This is a genomic window from Tepidicaulis sp. (genome assembly GCF_965222285.1).
In the GTDB taxonomy this organism is placed as follows: Bacteria; Pseudomonadota; Alphaproteobacteria; order Parvibaculales; family Parvibaculaceae; genus Tepidicaulis.
Genome location: NZ_OZ244942.1, coordinates 1,802,807 through 1,824,592 on the forward strand (window position 1 = coordinate 1,802,807; position 21,786 = coordinate 1,824,592).

At 61.6% G+C, this 21,786-nt stretch carries 22 protein-coding genes; 4 read left to right on the plus strand and 18 right to left on the minus strand.

What is annotated here, in order from left to right; all coding sequences use genetic code 11:
• The first annotated feature begins 1 nt into the window (after position 1).
• Entirely contained in the window at positions 2–487 is a 486-nt protein-coding gene (locus ACOQOT_RS08530; RefSeq protein WP_420558884.1) for a hypothetical protein, read from the plus strand.
• Between the two features lie 15 nt (positions 488–502).
• Here ACOQOT_RS08530 and parC read toward each other — a convergent pair whose 3' ends face one another.
• The 12 genes from parC to folK all read right to left on the minus strand — a co-directional run bounded on the left by parC (position 503) and on the right by folK (position 12,425).
• Positions 503–2,743 (minus strand): DNA topoisomerase IV subunit A, encoded by a 2,241-nt coding sequence (gene parC / locus ACOQOT_RS08535; protein WP_420558885.1) that lies wholly within the window; start codon positions 2,741–2,743, stop codon positions 503–505.
• Positions 2,744–2,840: 97 nt separating this feature from the next.
• The gene (gene recO, locus ACOQOT_RS08540; protein ID WP_420558886.1) at positions 2,841–3,605 is read right to left on the minus strand and encodes a DNA repair protein RecO; all 765 of its coding nucleotides are present in this window, start codon (positions 3,603–3,605) and stop codon (positions 2,841–2,843) included.
• A 291-nt stretch (positions 3,606–3,896) separates the two neighbouring features.
• Positions 3,897–4,832, minus strand: a complete 936-nt coding sequence (gene era, locus ACOQOT_RS08545; protein WP_420558887.1) for a GTPase Era — start codon at positions 4,830–4,832, stop codon at positions 3,897–3,899.
• Complete coding sequence (rnc, locus tag ACOQOT_RS08550) at positions 4,825–5,550, minus strand: ribonuclease III (protein ID WP_420558888.1); 726 nt, start codon at positions 5,548–5,550, stop codon at positions 4,825–4,827. The genes era and rnc overlap by 8 nt, the downstream gene beginning before the upstream one ends.
• 3 nt (positions 5,551–5,553) lie before the next feature.
• The gene (gene lepB, locus ACOQOT_RS08555) at positions 5,554–6,312 is read right to left on the minus strand and encodes a signal peptidase I (RefSeq protein ID WP_420558889.1); all 759 of its coding nucleotides are present in this window, start codon (positions 6,310–6,312) and stop codon (positions 5,554–5,556) included.
• 114 nt (positions 6,313–6,426) lie between these two features.
• Positions 6,427–6,834 (minus strand): holo-ACP synthase, encoded by a 408-nt coding sequence (gene acpS / locus ACOQOT_RS08560; RefSeq protein ID WP_420558890.1) that lies wholly within the window; start codon positions 6,832–6,834, stop codon positions 6,427–6,429.
• A 23-nt stretch (positions 6,835–6,857) separates the two neighbouring features.
• On the minus strand, positions 6,858–7,625 hold the full coding sequence (locus ACOQOT_RS08565; protein ID WP_420558891.1) for a pyridoxine 5'-phosphate synthase: 768 nt from the start codon (positions 7,623–7,625) through the stop codon (positions 6,858–6,860).
• 28 nt (positions 7,626–7,653) lie between these two features.
• Positions 7,654–8,256, minus strand: coding sequence for a DUF2062 domain-containing protein (locus tag ACOQOT_RS08570; protein ID WP_420558892.1), 603 nt, complete (start codon positions 8,254–8,256; stop codon positions 7,654–7,656).
• Positions 8,257–8,336: 80 nt separating this feature from the next.
• Positions 8,337–8,918 carry an orotate phosphoribosyltransferase gene (pyrE, locus tag ACOQOT_RS08575; protein ID WP_420558893.1) on the minus strand — a complete coding sequence of 194 codons (582 nt, stop codon included), beginning with the start codon at positions 8,916–8,918 and terminating at the stop codon, positions 8,337–8,339.
• Between the two features lie 143 nt (positions 8,919–9,061).
• The gene (locus ACOQOT_RS08580; protein WP_420558894.1) at positions 9,062–11,212 is read right to left on the minus strand and encodes a RelA/SpoT family protein; all 2,151 of its coding nucleotides are present in this window, start codon (positions 11,210–11,212) and stop codon (positions 9,062–9,064) included.
• Between the two features lie 155 nt (positions 11,213–11,367).
• Complete coding sequence (rpoZ, locus tag ACOQOT_RS08585) at positions 11,368–11,763, minus strand: DNA-directed RNA polymerase subunit omega (RefSeq protein ID WP_420558895.1); 396 nt, start codon at positions 11,761–11,763, stop codon at positions 11,368–11,370.
• Between the two features lie 119 nt (positions 11,764–11,882).
• Positions 11,883–12,425: a 2-amino-4-hydroxy-6-hydroxymethyldihydropteridine diphosphokinase gene (gene folK / locus ACOQOT_RS08590; RefSeq protein ID WP_420558896.1), complete on the minus strand. Its 543-nt coding sequence runs from the start codon at positions 12,423–12,425 to the stop codon at positions 11,883–11,885.
• A 94-nt stretch (positions 12,426–12,519) separates the two neighbouring features.
• Between folK and ACOQOT_RS08595 the strand changes: the two genes are divergently transcribed.
• Complete coding sequence (locus ACOQOT_RS08595; RefSeq protein ID WP_420558897.1) at positions 12,520–13,179, plus strand: uracil-DNA glycosylase; 660 nt, start codon at positions 12,520–12,522, stop codon at positions 13,177–13,179.
• Between the two features lie 167 nt (positions 13,180–13,346).
• Here the strand turns inward: ACOQOT_RS08595 and ACOQOT_RS08600 are convergent, their stop codons facing one another.
• The 5 genes from ACOQOT_RS08600 to dapA form a co-directional block, all read right to left on the minus strand.
• A complete protein-coding gene (locus ACOQOT_RS08600; RefSeq protein WP_420558898.1) occupies positions 13,347–14,114 on the minus strand; it encodes an SDR family oxidoreductase in 768 nt (255 codons plus the stop codon).
• Positions 14,114–14,782: a sulfite oxidase-like oxidoreductase gene (locus ACOQOT_RS08605; protein ID WP_420558899.1), complete on the minus strand. Its 669-nt coding sequence runs from the start codon at positions 14,780–14,782 to the stop codon at positions 14,114–14,116. Before ACOQOT_RS08605 ends, ACOQOT_RS08600 begins: the two co-directional genes overlap by 1 nt.
• Positions 14,783–14,885: 103 nt before the next feature.
• Positions 14,886–15,302, minus strand: a complete 417-nt coding sequence (locus ACOQOT_RS08610) for an MAPEG family protein (protein WP_420558900.1) — start codon at positions 15,300–15,302, stop codon at positions 14,886–14,888.
• A gap of 132 nt (positions 15,303–15,434) precedes the next feature.
• The gene (gene smpB, locus ACOQOT_RS08615; protein ID WP_420558901.1) at positions 15,435–15,929 is read right to left on the minus strand and encodes an SsrA-binding protein SmpB; all 495 of its coding nucleotides are present in this window, start codon (positions 15,927–15,929) and stop codon (positions 15,435–15,437) included.
• A gap of 35 nt (positions 15,930–15,964) precedes the next feature.
• Positions 15,965–16,843 carry a 4-hydroxy-tetrahydrodipicolinate synthase gene (gene dapA / locus ACOQOT_RS08620; RefSeq protein ID WP_420558902.1) on the minus strand — a complete coding sequence of 293 codons (879 nt, stop codon included), beginning with the start codon at positions 16,841–16,843 and terminating at the stop codon, positions 15,965–15,967.
• Between the two features lie 279 nt (positions 16,844–17,122).
• Between dapA and ACOQOT_RS08625 the strand changes: the two genes are divergently transcribed.
• The gene (locus tag ACOQOT_RS08625) at positions 17,123–19,633 is read left to right on the plus strand and encodes a transglycosylase SLT domain-containing protein (RefSeq protein ID WP_420558903.1); all 2,511 of its coding nucleotides are present in this window, start codon (positions 17,123–17,125) and stop codon (positions 19,631–19,633) included.
• 39 nt (positions 19,634–19,672) lie between these two features.
• A complete protein-coding gene (locus tag ACOQOT_RS08630) occupies positions 19,673–20,536 on the plus strand; it encodes an alpha/beta fold hydrolase (RefSeq protein ID WP_420558904.1) in 864 nt (287 codons plus the stop codon).
• Here the strand turns inward: ACOQOT_RS08630 and ACOQOT_RS08635 are convergent.
• The gene (locus ACOQOT_RS08635) at positions 20,533–21,777 is read right to left on the minus strand and encodes an APC family permease (protein WP_420558905.1); all 1,245 of its coding nucleotides are present in this window, start codon (positions 21,775–21,777) and stop codon (positions 20,533–20,535) included. The two genes, ACOQOT_RS08630 and ACOQOT_RS08635, sit on opposite strands and share 4 nt — an antisense overlap.
• Positions 21,778–21,786: the final 9 nt, after the last annotated feature.

Here is a 21,786-nt window from a genome sequence, read left to right on the forward strand (position 1 = left end):
CATGGCATTGCCCGATTGGCTAAAACCGGGGCGCGGCCTGCCCGCTGCCGTGCGCACCTCGCTCATCACCATCGCCGCCGTTCTTGCGCTGGGTTATTTCCTGCAATTTGCCGGACTTTATGAGAGCGGGGAAAAGCTCACCGCGACGGTGGAGGCCGGCAGCCTGAAAGACGGCATCGTGCCGCTGACCGTCACGCTGCGTCTCAACAATCATGATGATGAAGGCGTGCTCTACGAAGCGGAGAACCCGTGCAATGTTTTCCGCTGGATATTGCTCGACCCGGAGCGCGCCTTCGTGCAATCGGAGGCCGAAGAAAACTGCCCGGACGTGCATATGGAGCAGTACATCAAGCCCAAGCACTATCTCGAGCAGAGTTATACGCTGGAGATCGATGCGCGCCGGCTGAAAACCGGCGAAAGCTATGTGCTGCAGATGCGCTTCTGGGGCGAGGAACTGCGCAAGGAAGTGCCGCCGCTGCTCCCCTGATCCCGCGTTGAGACGTTAGATTTTAGGCCCGAACGTTTCCCCATGCGGGAAGCCCTTGGGCGGCAAGCGTCCGGCCTGGGCCCGCGCGCCGAGCCAGTCCTTCAGCCGGTCGAAAAGCCTGTTGCGTCCGCCGCGGTCAACAACGGTGAGCCCTTCTTTCAGCGTAAAGCACTTCACGTCTTTCAGCACCCCGTCGCGGTATTTCTGCAAACGCACGCCTTTGCCGCGCGTCATTTCCGGCACTTCGGAGAGCGGGAAAAGCAGCAGCTTGCGGTTCTCGCCGATCACCGCCACCGTGTCGCCTTCGACAGGCGCAAGGGCGCAGGCTTCGACATCACCCGAGACATTGAGCACCACCTTGCCCGGGCGGCGCAGTGCCACGACCTCGGCCTCCGGCACGATGAAGCCATGGCCGGAGCTGGAAGCAACAAGCAGTTTGCGCTCAGGATCGTGGACGAAGAAGGCCACCACATCGTGTCCGTCATCCAGATCGATGAAGAAGCGGACCGGCTGGCCATTGCCCCGCCCGCCCGGCAGCTTGTCCGCCTGGATCGTATAAAAGCGCCCGTCGGTGGCGAAGAGAATGAGCTTATCCGTCGTTTGCGCATGGAAGACGAAGCGCTCCTTGTCGCCTTCCTTATATTTCAGATCGCTCGTATTTTCCGCATGGCCCTTGAGCGAACGCACCCAGCCCTTGGCCGAACAGATGACGGTGATGGGCTCGCGCTCGACCATGGCCTCAAGCGGCACATCTTCGAGTGCCGGAGCATCGCCGAACGCGGTGCGCCGGCGCCCGAGCGGCGTCTTCGGCCCGAATTCCTTCTTCACCTCGCGCAATTCGCCGTCGATCTGCTTCCACTGCGCCTCGTCGGATTTCAGGAGCGCGCGCAGGCGCTTGGCTTCTGCTTTCAGCGCCTTGTGCTCTTTCTTCAGCTCCATCTCTTCAAGCTTGCGCAAAGAGCGCAAACGCATGTTGAGAATGGCTTCGGCCTGCGTGTCGGTTAGCTCGAAGGCGCGGATCAGTTCCTTCTTCGGCTCGTCTTCCTCGCGAATGATGCGGATCACTTCATCGAGGTTGAGGAAAGCGATGATATAGCCGTCGAGAATTTCGATGCGCCGCTCGATCTTATCGAGCTGGAACCGGCTGCGCCGGACCAGCACTTCCTTGCGGTGCGTAAGCCAGGCAGTCAGCACATCGCGCAGGCTCATGACTTTGGGAACCTGCCCGCCATCGAGCACATTCATGTTGAGCGAGATACGGCTTTCCAGCTCCGTCGTCTTGAAGAGCGATTCCATCAGATGGAGCGGGTCGACATTGCGCGATTTCGGCTCGAGAACGACGCGGATGTCTTCGGCGGATTCGTCGCGCACATCTTCCAGAAGCGGCAGTTTCTTGGCCATCAAGAGCTCGGCAATCCGCTCGATGAGCTTAGCCTTTTGCACCTGATAGGGAATTTCCGTGACGACGATCTGCCAGCCGCCGCGCGGCAGGTCCTCCAGCTCCCAGCGCGCCCGCACCCGGAACCCGCCGCGCCCCGTCGCATAGGCCTCGGCCACGCTTTCCTTGCTCTCGATCATGATGCCGCCGGTCGGAAAATCCGGGCCGGGGACGAGATCGGCGAGCTTGGCCGCCGAGGCATTGGGGAATTTGATCAGATGCAGCGCGGCGTCGCACAGCTCGGCGACGTTATGGGGGGGAATGTTCGTCGCCATGCCCACGGCAATGCCCGAGGAACCGTTTGCCAGCAGGTTCGGGAAATTGGCGGGCAGAACGATGGGCTCTTTTTCTTCCCCGTCATAGGTCGCGCGGAAATCGATCGTGTCTTCGTCGATCCCTTCCAAAAGCAGCTCGGCAACCCGCGTCAGCCGCGCCTCGGTGTAACGCATGGCAGCGGCATTATCACCGTCGATATTGCCGAAATTGCCCTGCCCGTCGACCAGCGGATAGCGCACGGCAAAATCCTGCGCGAGGCGCACCAGTGCGTCATAAACGGCGCTGTCCCCGTGCGGGTGATATTTACCGATGACATCGCCCACCACGCGGGCCGACTTCTTGAAGCCCGAATTGGGATCGAGCTTGAGCTGGCGCATCGCGTAAAGAAGACGCCGGTGCACGGGCTTCAGCCCATCGCGCACATCCGGCAGCGCCCGGTGCATGATGGTGGAGAGCGCATAGGCAAGATAGCGCTCTTCCAGCGCCTCGCGCAGGCGGATCTCTTCGGCGGGCGATTCGGGCGGTACGGTTACTTTCGTCATGGCGCGACTATATCATGAGGAATGGCCGGCGCAGGACGCGCAGGCGCGGCATACTTGATAGACGATTCTCGCCTGAAATACAGGGGGCCGATGTCACTCAGGCAGGCCCGCCCACCCCCAAGGCCGGGCCGTCACCCGCCTGGCGCCGCTCGAAAAGCTCCACCAGCCGCCGGCGCGCATCCGGCAAGGTCCGCTCCTGCGGGGCGAAAAGATAGCGGTCCATAAAATGAGCAGTCAGTTTCAGCCCATCGGCCACATCCTGCGCCGAGGCGCCGCCTGCCTGCGCGCCCATCAGGAAGCCCGGCAGCGCCAGAAGCTTGCCCTTGTAAGGCAGCCCCGCCCCGCGGCTGACCGCCCGCCCGCTTTTGGGGGAGACGAACACCAGATCATCCCGCTCCCCGGTCGCGGCGCAGCGGCTGAGATCGAGACCGTAGCCAAGCTCCTGCAAAAGCCCAAGCTCCCAGCGCACGAGCACGGCGGGCCAGATATCGGCATCCTCCATGCTCTCCAGAAGGATTTCGAGCGCCTCATAAAGGGGGGTGTGGGCCTCGCGTTCGGGCAGCGCGCCTGCCACCGCGCAGACCGACAAAAGCCCGCTCAGCGCCATAGGCTCTTCCATGAGCATACCGGCACGGGATTTGACGAGATCGGCGGTGAAGGTGCCCAGATGCTCCTGCAGCCGGGCCCGCCAGGTCAGGGTGAGCGAATTACCGGGCTGCAGCACCGGCTTCATCCGCCGCGAAGCGCCGCCCCGCACCAGCCCCATATGGCGGCCATGCTCGGCGGTCAGCACCTCCAGAATGGCGGAGGTTTCGCCATGCGGGCGCACGGAAAGGACGATGCCCTGGTCGCGCCACTCCACGCTGCTCACCTCCTGATTTACCTAATTGGCCGCAGGGTCCAGCCTGCCGCCGCTCTGACCTACCAGATAATGTGAAACGGGCTTTCCAGTCAAAAAGCTGCAAAAACACCCTTCAAACCGGCATGGAAGAGGCTCTTGATCTTCAAAACCCGGCTCTGTGCAGATTCATCACAGCAGCCAGCAATTTTGCCACATACTAGATCATGTAGCGCTTTAAGACGCGCCTTTCCAAACCGCAAAAGAGTCAACATATCAATTGGTTAACACGCAAATTGCACAAACAGGAGCAGCTTACTCTTTGGGGAAATCGAGCCCCATCTGCGAATAGCGTTCCGGGTCGTCCCCCCATTTTTCACGCACTTTGACGAAGATGAAAAGATGCACCCGCCGCTCCAGCATCTCTTCAAGTTCCTTGCGCGCCTGAGCGCCGACGGACTTCAGCGTCGCGCCCTGCTTGCCGATCAGGATCTTCTTATGCGCCTCGCGCTGCACATAGATCACCTGCTCGATACGCGCCGAGCCGTCTTTCAGCTCCTTCCAGCTTTCCGTCTCTACCGTGAGCTGATAGGGCAATTCCTGATGGAGCCGCAAAAAGAGCTTCTCGCGCGTCACTTCCGCCGCAAGGTTACGCATCGGCGCATCGGCGATCTGGTCTTCCGGGTAAAGCCAGGGACCAGGCGGCACATGCGCGGCGAGATAAGCGCGCAGATCGGCCACCCCGTCGCCCTTCTCCGCCGAGATCATGAATGTCTCCGCAAAGGGCACCTTGGCGTTGATGTCGGCGGCGAGCGCCAAAAGCTCTTCGCGGCGGATGAGGTCGATCTTGTTCAGCGCCAGCAAAAGCGGGCGGCGCACATCCTGAAGACCCTTTAAAATGGCCTCGACCTCCTCCGTCAGCCCGCGCTGGGCATCGACAAGAAGCACCACAAGATCGGCATCCTCCGCCCCGCCCCAGGCGGCCTGCACCATGGCGCGGTCGAGACGGCGGCGCGGGCGGAAAATACCGGGCGTGTCGACGAAGACAAGCTGGCTCTCCCCCTCGATCGCAATGCCGCGCAGGCGCGAGCGTGTGGTCTGCACCTTATGCGTGACGATGGCGACTTTCGAGCCGACCATCTGATTGAGCAGCGTGGACTTGCCCGCATTGGGCGCGCCGATCAGCGCCACGAAGCCGGCACGCTGACCGTCTGCGCTCTTCAAGAGTCCGCCTGTGGGCGCCTCACTCATATCCTTCAACCTTTTCACGCTTGAGCAGCTTTTCCGCCGCCATCTGTTCCGCCGCCCGTTTGGAGGAGCCGAGCCCCTTGGCAGGCTTGTGCCCCTCGACGCTCACTTCCACCTCGAAGGTGGGCGCATGATCCGGCCCCTTGCGCCCGGCCAGGCTATAGCGCGGCAGACCGAAGCCGCCCGCCTGCGCCCATTCCTGCAGCACGGTTTTGGAATCGCGCGGCGGGCGCAGATCGAGCTGCAGACGCGGGCGCCAATGCCGTTCGATGAAAGCTTCGGCCACCTCAAGCCCGCCATCTAGATAAAGCGCGCCGATCACCGCTTCGCAAACATCGGCCAGGATCGTCGCATGGCGCCGCCCGCCGGCCCGCGCCTCGCCCGCGCTCATGGCAATATATTTGCCGAAACCTGCTTCCTGCGCCACCGCCTCGCAGGTCTCCGCCCGCACCAGCGCATTGAGCCGCACAGCAAGATCGCCTTCCCGCTCGCCCGGAAAAGCCTCGATCAGCATCCGCGCGATCACCAGCCCCAGCACCCGGTCGCCCAGAAACTCCAGGCGCTCATAGCTGCCATGGGGGCCCTCCGGCACGCTGCTCATATGGGTCAGCGCTTCGCTTAGAAGCGACGGGTTCTGAAAGCTGTGGCCCAGAACGGTGCTCAGCGGATGGGGAGAAGACGTATCGCTGGTATCGGCATTGTTGCGCGGCTTGCGCGGCATCGGTCAGTCAACCTCATGGAAAAGGCGGTTCCAGCGCGTGGCCGAAAACCAGTTCCAAATTTCCCAGATACGCGCACTGCCATCGGTGGAAAAGAAGATCACTTCCGCCCGGCCGACGAGATTTTCAAACGGCACATAGCCCACTTCGCTGGGCACGCGGCTGTCGTTCGAATTGTCCCTGTTGTCACCCATCATAAAGTAATGGCCCTCGGGGACCTTATAGACGCCGGTATTGTCGAGATAGCCATTGGCGTCCGTATCAAGCGTCGTATAGCTGACGCCATTGGGCAACGTTTCACGGTATTGCGGATAGCGGCGCAGATCGCCGGAGGGAGATTTCTCGATGAAATCCTCCATCCGCTCCCGTTTCACCGGCTTGCCGTTGATATGCAGGATGCCCCGGCGGACCTGAATTTCATCCCCCGGCAGCCCGACAAGGCGCTTGATGAAATCCGTCTGATTATCGGTCGGCTTTTTGAAGACGATCACATCCCCCCGCTCCGGCTGGCTGGCCAGCACGCGCCCGTCGAAGAGCGGTAGCGAAAACGGGAAAGAATGTTTCGAATAGCCATAAGAGAATTTGGAAACGAAGAGGTAATCCCCGATCAAAAGCGTCGGGATCATCGAGCCGGAAGGAATGTTGAACGGCTGGAAGAGGAAGGCGCGGATGATCAGCGCGATCACCACCGCATAAGTCACCGTGCGCGCGGTATCGACCCACTCGCTCTCCCGGAAATTCTTTACCTTGTCCGTCATCGACATTGCCTACCGGCTCCCCCGCAAATCACAGCTCCGCGCCCGCGCGCCAAAGCGGCGCGACCATAGCATACCAGACCGGTACGCCTAGTCCTTTCCTGAGGCGGATGGACGCAGGGATCAGTCTTTGGGAGCGGGCAAAGCTTCAATGATCACAAAGGCTTGGGCGAGCGGATCGTCATCCGTAATGGTCAGATGGATATGGGCCACCATGCCCGCCGGGGTCATCGCCTCCAGCCTTTTCAGCGCCCCGCCCGTCAGCTTCATGGTGGGCTGGCCGGTGGCAAGGTTCACCACCCCCATATCCTTCCAGAAGACGCTTTGGCGGATGCCGGTGCCGAGCGCCTTGGAACAGGCCTCCTTGGCAGCAAAACGCTTGGCGTAAGAGGCGGCACGGTTGCGGCGGCGGTCGGATTTTTTTTGCTCGATCTCGGTGAAAACACGGGTGGTGAAGCGCTCACCATGGCGCTCCAGCACCTTGGCGACCCGGCGAATGTCGATCAGGTCATTGCCCATACCGATGATCATGAAACCTCCCGGTCTTGCCCTCTTTATTCTTGGCCTGTTTGCCCGCGCGCTGCGTCCATGCGCCGGCGCATTTCGCCGATCGCCGCTTCCAGGCCTATGAAGATCGCCTCACCCACCAGAAAGTGTCCGATATTCAGCTCCCGCACTTCCGCGATTGCGGCAACCGGCGCCACCGTATCAAAGGTGATGCCATGGCCGGCATGAACCTCTAGCCCCATGGAAGCGCCAAGAGCGGCGGCGCGCTGCAGCCGCGTAAGCTCGCGCTCGGCTTCCTCTTTCTTGCCCTCGGCAAAAGCATCGCAATAAGCGCCGGTATGAAGCTCGACGACCGGCGCGCCGAGCCGTACGGCTGCTTCAAGCTGCGCTTCGCTTGCCTCGATGAAAAGGGAAACCCGCGAGCCCGCATCGGAAAGGCGGGCAACGAAAGGTGCGAGATGATTATGCGCGCCCGCCGCATCGAGCCCGCCTTCGGTCGTGCGTTCCTCGCGCTTTTCCGGCACGAGGCAGCAGGCATGGGGCTTATGGCGCAGCGCGATCTCCAGCATTTCCTCGGTCGCCGCCATTTCAAGATTGAGCGGCAGGCCGATTTCAGCCGAAAGGCACTCGATATCCTCATCCGAAATATGCCGCCGGTCCTCGCGCAGATGCGCGGTGATGCCGTCTGCCCCCGCCTTTTGCGCCAGATGCGCGGCACGCAGCGGTTCGGGATGACGCCCGCCCCGCGCGTTCCGGATCGTTGCCACATGGTCGATATTGACGCCAAGGCGCAAATTATTGCGGCTGCCTGTCATCCTGGCTCCTTACCTCTTCAGCACCGGCCTATTCGGTCAGCGCCTGGCCTTGCGGCTCCGTCTGCGCGGGGGCCGCAGCATTCCGTTTCCGGGCCCGCTGAGCCAGGGTTTCGCGGCGCTTCTTCTGATAGGCCTCAACCGCCGGTTTCGAGAGGAGATAGACCGTCACGGCAGCAGGAACACCCAGAAGCACACTGCCCAGCGACATCGGGCCGATGATCGGCAGCACCTTATCGAGGGCCTGATTGAAGAACAGGTCCGATGACAGCGCACTTGGATGCATATTGGCTGGCTCGTCATAGGACAGGAGCCAGCGTCCCAGATCGTAGGTGCCGATCCAGATGAAGGGGAAGGTAATGGGGTTGCCGACAAACGTGCCGAAAGCCGAGGCGATCAGATTGCCCCGGAAGATCCATGCAACCAGAAAGCCGAGCATGAAATGAAAACCGACGAACGGCGTGAAGGAGGCAAAAGCCCCTGCGGCCACGCCGACGGCGATGGCATGCGGAGAGCCGGACAGCCGCCAGACCCGGCGCCAGCCATATTGGAACGCGCGCCGCCAGCCGCTGCGCGGCCAAAACCACTCGCGCAAGCGCTCGATCGGATGCAATTCTTTGCGGCGGCGGAACATCGGTCTGCGGTTCTTCCCATGGCACCGGGCTTGTCGCCCGTTTCTGCCAATATGGCACTCAAATCCTAACGCTCTATGCGCTATTTCTTCCGGCTGCCCGGTTTTACCGCAGGTATCTGCGCTAAATCGGGCGGCAATTTGTCCGCCTCGTAAGCCGGAATTTTCAATTTTGCGAGCGAGACGAGTTTCGTCCCGATCTTGGCTTTGCCGCCGGAACGGTCGATGAGGCAGGCCCCGCCCACGACCCGGCCGCCATTTTCCCGAATGGCGGCAATGGCTTCGCGCGAGGAAAGGCCGGTCGTCACGATATCCTCGACCATCAGGCAGCGCGCGCCTTTGGGGATTTCAAACCCGCGGCGCAGCTCGAACGTGCCGGTCGGGCGCTCCAGAAACATCGAGGGCACGCCGAGCTGGCGGCCCATTTCATAGCCCACAATCACCCCGCCCATGGCAGGGGAAACGACAAAATCGATTTCCTTGTCGATTTCCTCGCGCACCTTGCCCGCCAGCGCCTTACAGAGCTTGGCTGCGCGCTTGGCGTCCATCAGAGCGCGGGCGCATTGCAGATAGCGGGCGCTGTGGAGCCCCGAAGAGAGGATGAAATGGCCGTTCAGGAGCGCGCCTGCTTTTTCGAACTCCTTGAGCACCTGAGCTTCGTTCATGTCCCCTCTCCTGGCATATGTGTTTCCGGCGGGCCGGTTTGCAGACCGATCTACGGACCTGGACCCACAGGCTGTGGCGTGTCTCATACCCCGCCGCCCGAAAGCGACGCAATAGAGTTAAATGCCGCGCCCCGAAGCAGGGCCTAGCCGCGAGTGACTTTATTGACCACCGAGAGGCCGCGCAGCGCGCTCATGATGGAGGTGAGATGCTTGAGATCGCGCACCTCCAGCATGATCTGGAGCGTGTAAAAGTCCCGGTCCCGCTGGGGTGTGGAGAGCGTATCGATATTACCGTCATAATCTGCGATGAGCGTCGCGATGGAGCCGAGCGCGCCGACCTCATTGCGCACCATCAGCGTGATCTTGGCAAGGAACGCGGCTTCTTCCTCGTTCTGCACATCCCAGGTGACATCGATCCAGCGCTCCGGTTCGCTGTCGAAAGCGGCCAGCGCTTCCGAATCAATCGGATAGACCGTCACGCCCTCACCCGGCGTCAGAATGCCGACGATCCGGTCACCGGGCAGCGGATAGGCCCCTTCGGCAAACTGCACCGCGCCGTGGGACATGCGCTTATCGAGTTTGACGAGCGGCTTCACCGCCCGCTCACCCGCAGGCAGGGCCCGCCCGGTGGCACCTTCGCCCACTTTGGGTTTGCGCACCCGCGGATAGACCGCCTTCAAGACGTCATAGGCCTGGATGCGGCCCTCGCCGACATCGGCCAGAAGTTCTTCCAGATCCTTGCGGTCGAAGCGGCCGACAGCCCGCTCCAGCACCCCATCGCTGAATTCCTTGCCCGCGAGCTCAAAGACGCTGGAGACCATCAACCGCCCGAGCCGGGCAAGCTCATGCTGCTGGGACTGGCGGGCGGCGCGGCGGATGGCCGAGCGCGCCTTGCCGGTGGCAACGAACGCTTCCCAGGCCGGTGACGGCGTCTGCGCCTTGGAGCGGATAATTTCCACTTCATCGCCGTTTTTCAGCTCGGTGCGCAGCGGCATGTGGCGGCCATTGATTTTGCAGCCAACACAGGTGTCGCCAATGTCGGTATGGACCGCATAGGCAAAATCCACGGGCGTTGCCCCGCGCGGCAGCGTGATGAGGAGCCCCTTTGGCGTGAAACAGAAAACCTGGTCGACAAAGAGCTGCAGCTTGGAATGTTCAAGCAGTTCTTCAGCCGAGCTGCCGTGCTCCAGCATCTCCACAAGGTGGCGCAACCATTTGAACGTGTTTGCGAACTCTTCCGACGCCTCGGCGTGGTTGCCGCGATCCTTATAGAACCAGTGCGCCGCGATCCCGTATTCGGCCACCTCGTGCAGCTTGCGGGTGCGCACCTGCACTTCCACGCGTTTGCGCTCCGGGCCGATGATCGTCGTGTGGATCGAGCGGTAGCCGTTATTCTTCGGCGTGGAGATGTAATCCTTGAACCGGCCCGGCACCATCGGCCAACTCGTGTGCAGGATACCCACCGCTTTGTAGCAATCGGCCACGTCCTCCACGATGACGCGGAAGCCGTAAATATCGGAGAGCTGCTCAAGCGAGATGGAGCGGCGCTCCATCTTCTTCCAGACCGAGAAGGGCTTCTTCTCCCGCCCATAGACCACAACATCCATCCCATGGGCCTTGAAGGTAGATCGCAGCATCTCGCTGATCCGCTCCACGATGTCGCTGCGCTCTTCGCGGATCTGGTCGAGGCGGTTGATCAGCGTGGCCCGCGCTTCGGGCTGCAGCACCTGAAAGGAGAGGTCTTCCAGCTCCTCACGCACTTCCTGCATACCCATGCGCCCGGCAAGCGGGGCATAGATGTCCATGGTTTCCTGGGCGATGCGCTGGCGTTTTTCAGGCTTGGAGATGAAATGCAGCGTGCGCATGTTGTGCAGCCTGTCGGCCAGCTTGACGAGCAGCACGCGGATATCGCTCGACATGGCGAGCAGGAACTTGCGGAAGTTCTCCGCCTGTTTGGCGTGTTCGGAGTCCCATTCGAGGCGGGAGAGCTTCGTCACCCCGTCCACGAGATTGGCGACTTCCTTGCCGAAGAGTTCCTCGATCTCGGCCACCGTCGTATCGGTATCCTCGATCGTGTCGTGCAAAAGGCCGGTGATGATCGTCGCCGTATCAAGGCGCAGCTCGGTGAGAATGCCCGCCACTTCGATGGGATGGGAGAAGTAAGGGTCGCCGGAGGCACGCTTTTGAGTACCGTGTTTACGCGTGCCGAACACATAGGCGCGGTTTAGCGCTGCCTCATCCGCTTGCGGGTCGTAGGCAACGACACGGTCAACCAATTCGTACTGGCGCAACACCTATTCTTCACCTTTCCTTTCCGGCGCACCAAGCTGCCGGAACAAAATACGCCGCCCAAGCCAGGAGCCGGGGCGGCGCTGTCGGCGGGAGCACCCGCTTAACCGATTGTGCTGCGGGGCCAGTGCCCCTTTTCCCTGACTTGAGGGTGCGGCACTTACTTCTGCGGTGCGTCCATCTGGCTCTGCAGAGCACGCAGCAAGTCTTCTTCGCTCATACGGTCGCCCGCGCCCAGCGCATCTTCGGCGCCGCCTGCAGCCTGTACCGGCTGGGCAGCTTCCTGACCCGGCAGAAGCGCCATCGGCTCCATTTCCGGCTCGTCCGTTTCCACACGCTTTTGCATGCTGGCGATAAAATCTTCGTAGAGCTCAGCCGGCTGGACGGTCTGATCGGCAATTTCGCGCAGGGCAACGACGGGATTTTTGTCGTTGTCGCGGTCGATCGTCAGCTCGGAACCGGCGGAAATGCTGCGGGCCCGGTGAGCGGCCAGAAGCACGAGCTCGAACCGGTTTGTGACTTTATCCACGCAATCTTCAACGGTGACACGCGCCATGCGGGCCTATCTCCTGCAATGTGAGGGATCATGTTTGCAGATTATCTAGGGGTTTGCACGCTCAAACGCAAGGGAAAACAAGCAATTAGGTGAAGAAAGGCCTGAATTACTGCCCTTTTTCACGCTCCCTCCCGTTCCGGCGCAATCCCGGCCAAATCCGCAGGGTCAAGCCGTTCAAGCAGCTCGCGCGCAGTGAGCCCGAGCACCGGATGGCGCCAATCGGGGGCAATATCGGCCAGCGGCACCAGCACGAAGGCCCGCTCGGCAAGGCCGCTATGGGGCAGCTCCAAGGGCCGGGGTTTCCAGGGCTCACCCGGCTTCGGCCCGCCGCCCGCCGGTGCAACGACAAGATCGTCATAGGCCAGAAGGTCAAGATCGATGATCCGCTCTTCCCAGCGCACTGCCCGCTCCCGGCCCAAAGCCTGCTCGATCCGGTGCAATTGTTCCAGCAGCGCCTCGGGCGGCAGCGCCGCCTCCACCTCCGCCACGGCATTGATGAAATCAGGCTGAGCGTGAGGGCCAACCGCCGGGGTGCGGTAAAAGGGGGAGACACGCACCGGCTCCAGCCCATGCATCGGCAATTGGCCGAGCGCAGCGCGCAGCACATGGGCCGGGCTTTCATAAGCCCCTGCCATATTCGATCCGAGCGATATCAGGATCATGCCCATTCTTCCTGCATGCTTTAAACCAGCAGCCATACCTGCGATAAACCCGGGCCTCCCGTTATAGGGCCCCAACCGATCAGAAGACCGACTTATGCCAAAAAAAGCCGCGCCCGCCTATACGCCCGAACCGCCGCTCGACTGCCCGCTTTGCCCGCGCCTTGTCGGCTTTCTGGATGAGCAGCGGGACAAGCACCCGGACTGGTTTAATGCGCCCGTCCCCTCTTTCGGCGATGAAGAGGCGGAGCTTTTGATCGTGGGCCTCGCCCCGGGCCTCCAAGGAGCGAACCGCACGGGCCGGCCTTTTACCGGGGATTATGCGGGCGATCTTCTCTACCCGACGCTGCTGAGCTTCGGCTGGGCGGAAGGCACATTCAAAGCGGATCCCAATGACGGGCTGAAGCTGAAGGGCGCAATGATCACCAATGCGGTGCGCTGTGTGCCGCCGCAAAACAAGCCGACGGGCGCTGAGACCAAAACCTGCCGCGGTTTCCTTGAAGCCCGCCTCGGCGCGCTGCCGAAACTCAAAGCCATTCTGGCGCTCGGGCGCATCGCCCATGACAGCACCCTGCCTGCATTGGGATTGAAACGCACGAGCTTCACCTTCGGCCACAATGCCGCGCACGACCTCGGCAGCGGACTGACGCTTTTCGACAGCTACCACTGCTCCCGCTACAACGTGAACACGCGCCGCCTGACCGAAGAGATGTTCCACGACGTCTTCCGCTCCATCGCCGCGCATTTGGGCCGGTAAGGTTCGGTCTGCCGAACTGCTTCATGGATCCCGGGTCAAAGCCCGGGATGACATTCGGTATTTGCGGATAAGCTACAGACTATCGTCTAGCTCTGTACGTCACCCCGGCCCCCGTGCCGGGGTCCATGCAGCACCAGCCGCAAGCAAAGACGGTGACGTTCAATCACTCAAAAATGCGACAAGTACCCGCCATCGACCGCAAGGGTCTGGCCGGTAATGTATGAGGCGGCAGGCGAGGCAAGAAAGACCGCCGCGCCCGCAATCTCTTCCGGACGCCCCCAGCGGGCAAGCGAGGTGCGCCGGGAAAGCCAGTCGGCGATTTCGGGATTTGCGGTCATGGCTGCATTGGCTTCCGTCGCAAAGAAGCCGGGCGCCACGGCATTGACAGTGATGCCATGCTCACCAAGCTCGGCGGCGAGAGCGCGGGTGAGGGCGCCAAGCCCGCCTTTCGCCGTCGTGTAAACCGCATCGCCATTGTTGGAGATGAGCCCGGCAATGGAAGTAATGTTGATGATGCGCCCGCCCTGCCGAGCCCGCATCAGCTTCGCCGCTTCCCGGCTGAGATGAAACGGCGCGATGAGATCGGCGCCGATGAGCCGCTCCACATCTTCCATGTCGAAATCGAAAAGCCCGCGCCGGTCGCGAATGCCGACATTATTGACGAGAATGTCGAGCCCGCCCTGCTCTTCCCCGATGCCGCGCAAAGCGGTTTCGACAAGCGCGCGGTCCGTCACATCGAAAAGAAGCGGCGCGGCCTTGCCGCCTTCTTTCTCGATTGCCGCAACAGCCTCCTCAAGCGCTTCCCGCCGGCGGCCATTGACGAAGACGAATGCGCCTGCCGCCGCAAGTCCCTTGGCGATCTCAAAACCAAGACCGCGCGCGCTGCCCGTAACGAGCGCGGTGCGCCCTTCCAGTGAAAATCCGGTGAACCCCATTACCCGTACCGCTGCTCCGTCCACGGATCGCCGTCATTGTGATAGCCGCGCTCTTCCCAGAAGCCGGGCTTGTCCACTTCGGAAAATTCGATCCGCTTGATCCATTTTGCGCTTTTCCAGAAATACCAGCTCGGCACGATAGCCCGCGCGGGCGCGCCATGCTCCTGTGTCAGCGGGCGGCCTTCCCAGCTATGGGCGATGAGCACATTCTCATCATCGAACATGGAAAGGCGCAAATTCGTCGTATAACCGTCATAGGCATGAAAAATGACATGGCGCGCTTCTGGCAGCGGTTTTACGACCTCGAGAATATGCCGCGCCGAAACACCCTCCCAGCGATTGTCGTAACGCGACCAGGTTGTGACGCAATGAATATCGCTGAGGAAACTTTGCTGCGGCTGATCGAGGAAAGTCTGCCAGTCCCAGGTCACGGAATTTGCGACCGCCCCGTCTATGGCAAGCGACCAAGAGCCCGTTGAAATTTGCGGCTGAATGCCGAGATCGAGCACCGGCCATTTTTCCACCCGGTGCTGGCCGGGCGGCAAACGGTTTTCGCGCGCCAGGTCTTGGCGGCCCGTCAGGTGCCGCCCTTCGGCTGCCGTCTTTTCCTTGGAGCGTATCAGCTTGTCTTTGATCTGCCCGAAGAACCCGCGCTCATCCGCACTCATATTTTTCTCCTGCGCTCTCGCGGGGCCGATACTAGCCCGGAAACGAAAAAGACGGCCAGTCCCGAAGAACCGGCCGCCTTCTTTAACCGAAAGGACGTACTGCTTAAAGCACGGCCAGAATGTTACGGATCGCGATAACGACGAGCACCAGCGTCGACACGGCGAAGAGCGTAAAGCGCAGCGTCACTTTGTTGATGGTGATCTGCACCAGCGAGTGCAGCACACGCAGACCCACATAGGCCCAGGCAAGTGTCAGGTTCAATTCGTCCGCCACACCCACAAGATGCGAATAGATAATCAGCGCGTAGAAGATCGTCGGCTGTTCATGCAGGTGATTGTAATTATCCGCCGCAAAGCGCGCCTTTTGCGGCAGCACGTTCAGCGAACCGGGATGCTGCGCTTCTTGCGGGTCGAGCCCGGCCGCATTCATCGCCGGAATACGGCGCGCATACATCCAGAACCAGACGATCAGTGTCCAGGAAACCAGTGCGAGCACCGGTGTCAGAAAAGTCATTTCCATGTGTCCCCTCCGCCATTCAGGCTTTGTTTTTCAAGCTTTGTTTTCCCGGGCGAATGGGAAAAGCCGGGGGTCAAAAAGTCAAGGAAACAATGTGTGAGAGCGGGGCGCGGCGCGCATTGACCCCGCGTCCGGTCAGCCTTTTTCGCGCAGCAGACGGGCTTTGTCGCGCTGCCAGCTGCGGTCCTTTTCCGTCTGGCGCTTATCGGCCATCTTCTTACCTTGAGCGACGCCAAGCTCGACCTTGGCGATTCCCCGGTCGTTGAAATAAAGCCGGAGCGGCACGACCGTCATGCCCTGCTTGTTCACCGCATCGGAAAGCTTGGCGATCTCGCGGGCATGGAGCAGCAGTTTGCGCGGGCGGCGCGGCGCATGATTGAAGCGGTTGGCCTGCAAGTATTCGGGAATATGAGCGTTGATCAGATAGACCTCGCCGTTCTTGATCTGCGCATAGGACTCACCAAGGCTCGCCGCACCGGTACGCAAGGATTTGACCTCCGTACCGGTGAGCATGATACCCGCTTCATAGGTATCTTTGATGAAGTAGTTATGGCGCGCCTTGCGGTTGTCGGCGACGATCTTGCCGCTTTCATCCTTCCGCTTCTTGGCACCGCCGGCTTTCGAAGACATATCTTCCCTATGCTGCCTTGTTCCGTGCTTACTGCCTAACCGTTGATCAGGCCGGCATGGATCATGGCTTTACGCACCAGCGTGCGTGTTTCGTCCTTCACCCCAACGAGCGGCAGGCGCAGTTCTTCCTCGCACAGGCCGAGCAGGTTCGCGGCATATTTCACCGGGCCGGGGCTTGCTTCGACAAAGAGCGCCTTGTGCAGCGGCATCAGACGGTCTTGCAGCAACAATGCGTTGGCATAATCACCGGCAAGACAGGCTTCCTGAAACTCGGCGCACAGCGCGGGCGCCACATTGGCGGCAACGGAAATGCACCCCACCCCGCCATGGGCGTTGAAGCCGAGCGCCGTGCCATCTTCCCCCGAAAGCTGAATGAAGTCGGGGCCCATTAGATGGCGCTGCACGCTGACGCGCGAAAGATCCGCCGTTGCATCCTTCACCCCGACGATCCGCTCCAGCTCGGCAAGACGGGCCATCGTCTCCGGCTGCATGTCGATCACACTGCGGCCGGGAATGTTGTAAATGTAGATGGGGATATTGGTCGCGTCATGCACCGCCTTGAAATGAGCATAGAGCCCATCTTGGGTCGGCTTGTTGTAATAAGGCGTGACGACAAGCGCCGCATCCGCGCCCGCCTCCTCGGCATGGCGAGTGAAGTCGATCGCTTCCAGCGTGCTGTTCGAGCCCGTGCCGGCCATGACGGGGATACGCCCCTTCACCGCCTCGATACACAGCTCGATGACCCGTTTGTGCTCGTCAGGGCTCAATGTCGGCGATTCACCCGTTGTGCCCACCGGCACAAGCCCATGTGTCCCCTGTTCCACATGCCAATCGACCAGACGCACGAAAGCTTCTTCGTCGATGGCGCCGTTCTTGAACGGTGTGATAAGGGCAACGATCGATCCCTTAAACATTGCAAAGCTCCTAGAGCACGGGCGGCGCGGGCCGCCATGCGAAAACAAAACCGCGAAGCCCCGCAAAACCGATAGGAAACCGGTGCGAAACAGGGCTCCGCGGCGCGGAACATAGCCGCAAACACTCAGCCGGAGCAAGGAACTAGCACCTGGAGGTGCGTTAATTTGTTCTTCTGCCTCTGGCGGAGCTGAAGCAGGAATTGTAGGCTGAGGCAGGATGAGCCTCCCGGTACATGGTGAGCAAGGTTCTGGGTGAACAGGGTTCTGATGGTGCGAAAATTGTCTGATCGCAATGTTTCAGCCGCGCCGCGGGCATTTTGCGGCATTTTAGCCCTTTTTACCGGTTTAGCCCTTGGCGGCATTGCCCCCGCCAAGGCCGAAGCGCCGCCCGCTGTGCCGGTGAGCCGCCCGGCCCCGCCGCCGCCCGTCAAATATCTGCCCCCGAGCGAAGGCCAGGCTTTCATCACCGCCCTCGATGCCGCCGAAAAGCGCGACTGGGCGGGCATGCTCATCGCTATGCGCGCCATCAAGGACCCGCTGACCCGCGACCTTCTGGACTGGGTGCGCTTCCAGTCTTCCAAAAGCGGGGCGAGTTTTGCCGAGATCATCCAGTTTCAGGCGGACCATCCCGCCTGGCCCCGTCAGGAGCGCCTGACGGAGCGGGCCGAGGAAGCACTGCTCGAATTTCCCGTCGATGACAGCGATGTCATTGCCTGGTTCACCGGGCGTGAGCCTGTGACCGGCGACGGCAAGCTGCGCTATGGCCGCGCGCTGCTCACGCAGGGCAATAATGAGGACGCGGCCTACTGGATCCAGCGGGCCTGGGCCGATCATCAATTCTCCCGTTCCCGGGAAAAAGAGATTTTGGACCGGCATGGGCGCATGCTGAGCCTGCAGGCTCATGAGGACCGGCTGCGCCGCCTCCTCTGGGAGCAGCGCTATGACGATGCCAAGCGCATGCTGCAGCTCGTCAGCGAGAACGCCAAGAAGGTGGCCGAAGCCCGCCTCAGCCTGATGCGCCGCACGCGCGATGCCGACACCGCCTTCTCGCGTGTGCCGCCGCAGCTGCGCGGCGATCTCGGCCTGCTTTACGACGAAGCCCGCTTCCGCCGCCGCCGCGGCGAGAACCACCAGGCCGTGCCGCTCCTACTGACCGCGCCGACGGCGCCCCACCGGCTCGATCAGGCAGGCGATCTTTGGACCGAACGCAAGATCGCCGCCCGCGATGCGCTGGAGCAAGGCAAATACAAAGAAGCCTATGAGCTTGCCAAAGCCCATGGCCACGAGCGCGGCCTGGCCTTTGCCGAGGGCGAGTTCATGGCGGGATGGCTCGCCCTGCAATATCTGAACGAGCCCAAAACCGCCTTCACCCATTTCGAGACGCTCGCCAATGGCGTCTCCACCCCCATTAGCCAGGCGCGCGGCGCCTATTGGATGGGCCGGGCGGCGGATGCGATGGGCGATTCCGCCAAGGCACAGGTGCATTTCAAGGAAGCCGCCCAGCACAGCACCACCTTCTATGGCCAACTGGCCGAAGCCGCGCTCAGCGCCGGAGCAAAGAAACCCGCAAAACTTGTGATCGCCAGCGCCGATGCCGCCCCGCGCAAGGGCGAGGCAAGCCTGATGGCGCGCCCGGTCATGAAGGCGACATTGATGCTCTATGATGCGGACTGGACGCGGATGGGCCGCGTCTTCGCCCTGCATTTGGCCGAAACGCTGGAGCACCCGGCCGAGCTTGCGGCGCTGGCCGAAAAGATCGGCAGCCTCGGATATCCGGAAGTCGCGGTGCGTATCGCCAAGACGGCGGCCACCCGCAACATCGTGCTGCCCGAACAGTCTTACCCGCTCGGCGTCGTGCCGAATTATCCCGCCAAAGGGCGGCCCGTCGAGCCTGCCTTCGTTTACGGCCTCTCGCGCCAGGAAAGCGAGTTCAATCCGCGCGCCGTTTCCCACGCGGGCGCGCGCGGGCTGATGCAGCTCATGCCGGCGACGGCAAAAGGCGTGGCGCGGCGCGTCTCCGTTCCTTATCGCCGGGACCGGCTGCTCGACGATCCGGCCTATAACGCCATGCTGGGTTCGGCGCATCTGGGCGAGCTTTTGGATGAATTCTCCGGCTCCTACATCATGACCATCGCCGCTTATAATGCCGGCGAGCGGCGCGTGGATGAATGGGTCGATACGTTCGGCGATCCGCGCTCCACCGGCGTCGATGCCATCGACTGGATCGAAAGCATTCCTTATTCCGAAACCCGCAACTACGTACAGCGGGTGCTGGAGAACATTCAGGTTTACCGCGCGCGCCTTGCCGGCGGTGTCGCCTCACTCGACATCGAAAAAGACCTGAAGCGTAATCAGGGCACGCCGATCACGGCGCCGCCCCCGCCCCGGCGTGCCGAGCGTACACCGCTTGCCCCGCCTTCCGCCGATGCCGGAAGCACGCCAAGCACACCGGGTGTTGCCGTGCCTGGCAAACCGCTGATGCAGCCGATCCCCGAGCGGCCCCAACCGCAAAGTGTGAAGCCGCAAGCGGCTGCGCCTCAAGCTACAAAGCCTGCCCCCGTGAAACCGCAAAGCCAGCCTTCGCTCCCGCTCCCCTCCCCGGAAGGCGCCGCGCAAATGGCGCCGGTGATCGAACCGTCGGAAAGCATGGTGCCGCAAGCCATATCCATGGAGCCGGAGATTACCGGCAGCACGGGCCCCGCCGAGCCGGAACCGGTGAACAAACCGGCCGGGCGCATCATCCTCAAACCGCCGCCCGGCCTTGAAACGCCGCGCGCACCAGGTCAATAAATCAGGCCAATAACCCGGGCCAATAACAAAGAAAACAAGATGAGCTTCACAGAATTCTTCTATACGAACCAGGAAGGCATGCGCCTTTATGCGCGCGACTATGGCGACGTTCTGGCGCCGGGCATGCCGGTTCTGTGCCTGCCGGGACTTACCCGCAATTCGAAGGATTTCGACAAACTGGCCGAGCACCTAAGCGCAACACACCGCGTGATCTGCCCGGACTTCCGCGGCCGCGGACGCTCCGACTATTGCAAGAGCTGGACGGACTACACGCCCCAGGCCGAGGCGCGCGACACGTTCGACTTGATGGCCGCCGCCGGCGTGCCCCATGCCGTTATCATCGGCACCTCGCGCGGCGGGCTCGTCGCAACGCTCATGGCGGCACAGCGTCCCGGCGCTCTGAAAGGCGTGGTGCTGAACGATGTCGGTCCCGAAGTTTCTCAGGAAGGGATTACCCGCATCATGGGCTATGCCGGCAAGATGCCTGCCCCTGAAAGCTGGGACATTGCCGCGATCACATTGCGGCAGATGAATGAGCGCCACTTCCCCACCATCACCGGGCCCGGCTGGCACGAGTTCGCCCATATGACCTTCCGCGATGAAGACGGCAAACCCGCGCTTGATTATGATTCCAAGATCGGCGATGGCCTGCGCATCGGCATGAAACTCCTGCGCGGCAAGCTGCCTAATATGTGGACCGAGTTCAAAGCGCTTTACACGATCCCGACACTCGTGCTGCGCGGAGAAAACTCGGACCTTCTATCAGCAGAAACCGTCAAACGCATGGAAGAGGTGCACCCGCGCTTGACCGCCGTCACCGTGCCCGACCGGGGTCACGCGCCCTGGCTCGACGAGCCGCAATCTCTCGCCGCCATCGGCGCCTTTCTGGACGAGTTGCACTAAAGCGCCTGCGCGGCATTGATCAGCAAAAGGCCCAAACTGGCGGCCGCGCCCGTCACCGGCACCCAAAGCGGCACGGTGAAACCATCCGGCTTCGCGCTGGCGCTCTGCATCAGTTTCAAATGCACCAGAGCCGCGTTGACGAGCGTGAATACGGCCAAAGTCACATAACTGGTCGAGGCCGCAAGGTTTTCGACGGAAAAAAAGACCGCAAGCAACCACGCCGCGCCGGCCACCGCGGCAATCGCAATCACCGGTGTTTGCGTGCGCGGCCAGATATAGTTGAAAGGCCCAGGCAGCCATTTTTGATCAGCTAGGCCGTAAAGCATCCGCGAGCCCATGATCAACTGAATGAGAACGCCGTTCAATACGGCAAGCACGGCAATTAAACCAAGAAGCCGGGCATCCGATCCGGTAAGCGCCATAAAGACATCCGCAAGCGGCGCTTCCGACTGGCCGAGCGTCTCGGGAGAGAGCGTGCGGATGGCGATAACCACGATGGAGAAATAAAACACGGCCGTGACGAGCAGCGTCAGCGCAATCGCGCGCGGTAGATTGCGCGCTGGATCGCGCACTTCCTCGGCCACATTGGCCAGATCCTCGAACCCGATAAAAGCATAGAAAGCCAGAAGCGCGCCCGCCCAAATGCCCGGCCAAACAAGAGACGAGGCGCCTGCCCCCCACAAAGAAGAGAGCGCGCCCTGGGCGGGCAGCTCGAAAAGGGTGCCGCTGCCTGCCCACACAACCATGAGCAGGCCGGACAGCTCGATCAAGGTGATGAGTGAAGCAACCGCGACGGATTCGCGGATCCCCCAAATGACGATAGCGGCCAATATCAGCGTCAAAGCCGTGACCGCTATAAAATCCGGCAGATCGAATATCAGCCGCAAATAGCCAACATAGCCCGCTATAATGGCCGCCGCGGAAAGCGTGCCCGTGATCAGCACACCAAAACCGACGGCAAGTGAAAGCCAGGCCCGCTTAAACCCTTCGAAAACATAAACTGCCTCACCGGCGCTTTTGGGGAACCGGGCGGAGAGCTCCGCATAAGAACAGGCGGTAAACCCTGCCAGCAGTGCGGCAAGCAAAAAAGCAAGCGGCGCATAGAGCCCGGCGGCCCCCGCCACCTTGCCGACCAGCACATAAATGCCCGCGCCCACCGTTACGCCAACACCATAAAGCACGGTTAAAGGCAGCGAGAGACTGCGCTTGAGCCTATGCCTGTCTTCCGTCCCGTCCGGCATGATCTTGTC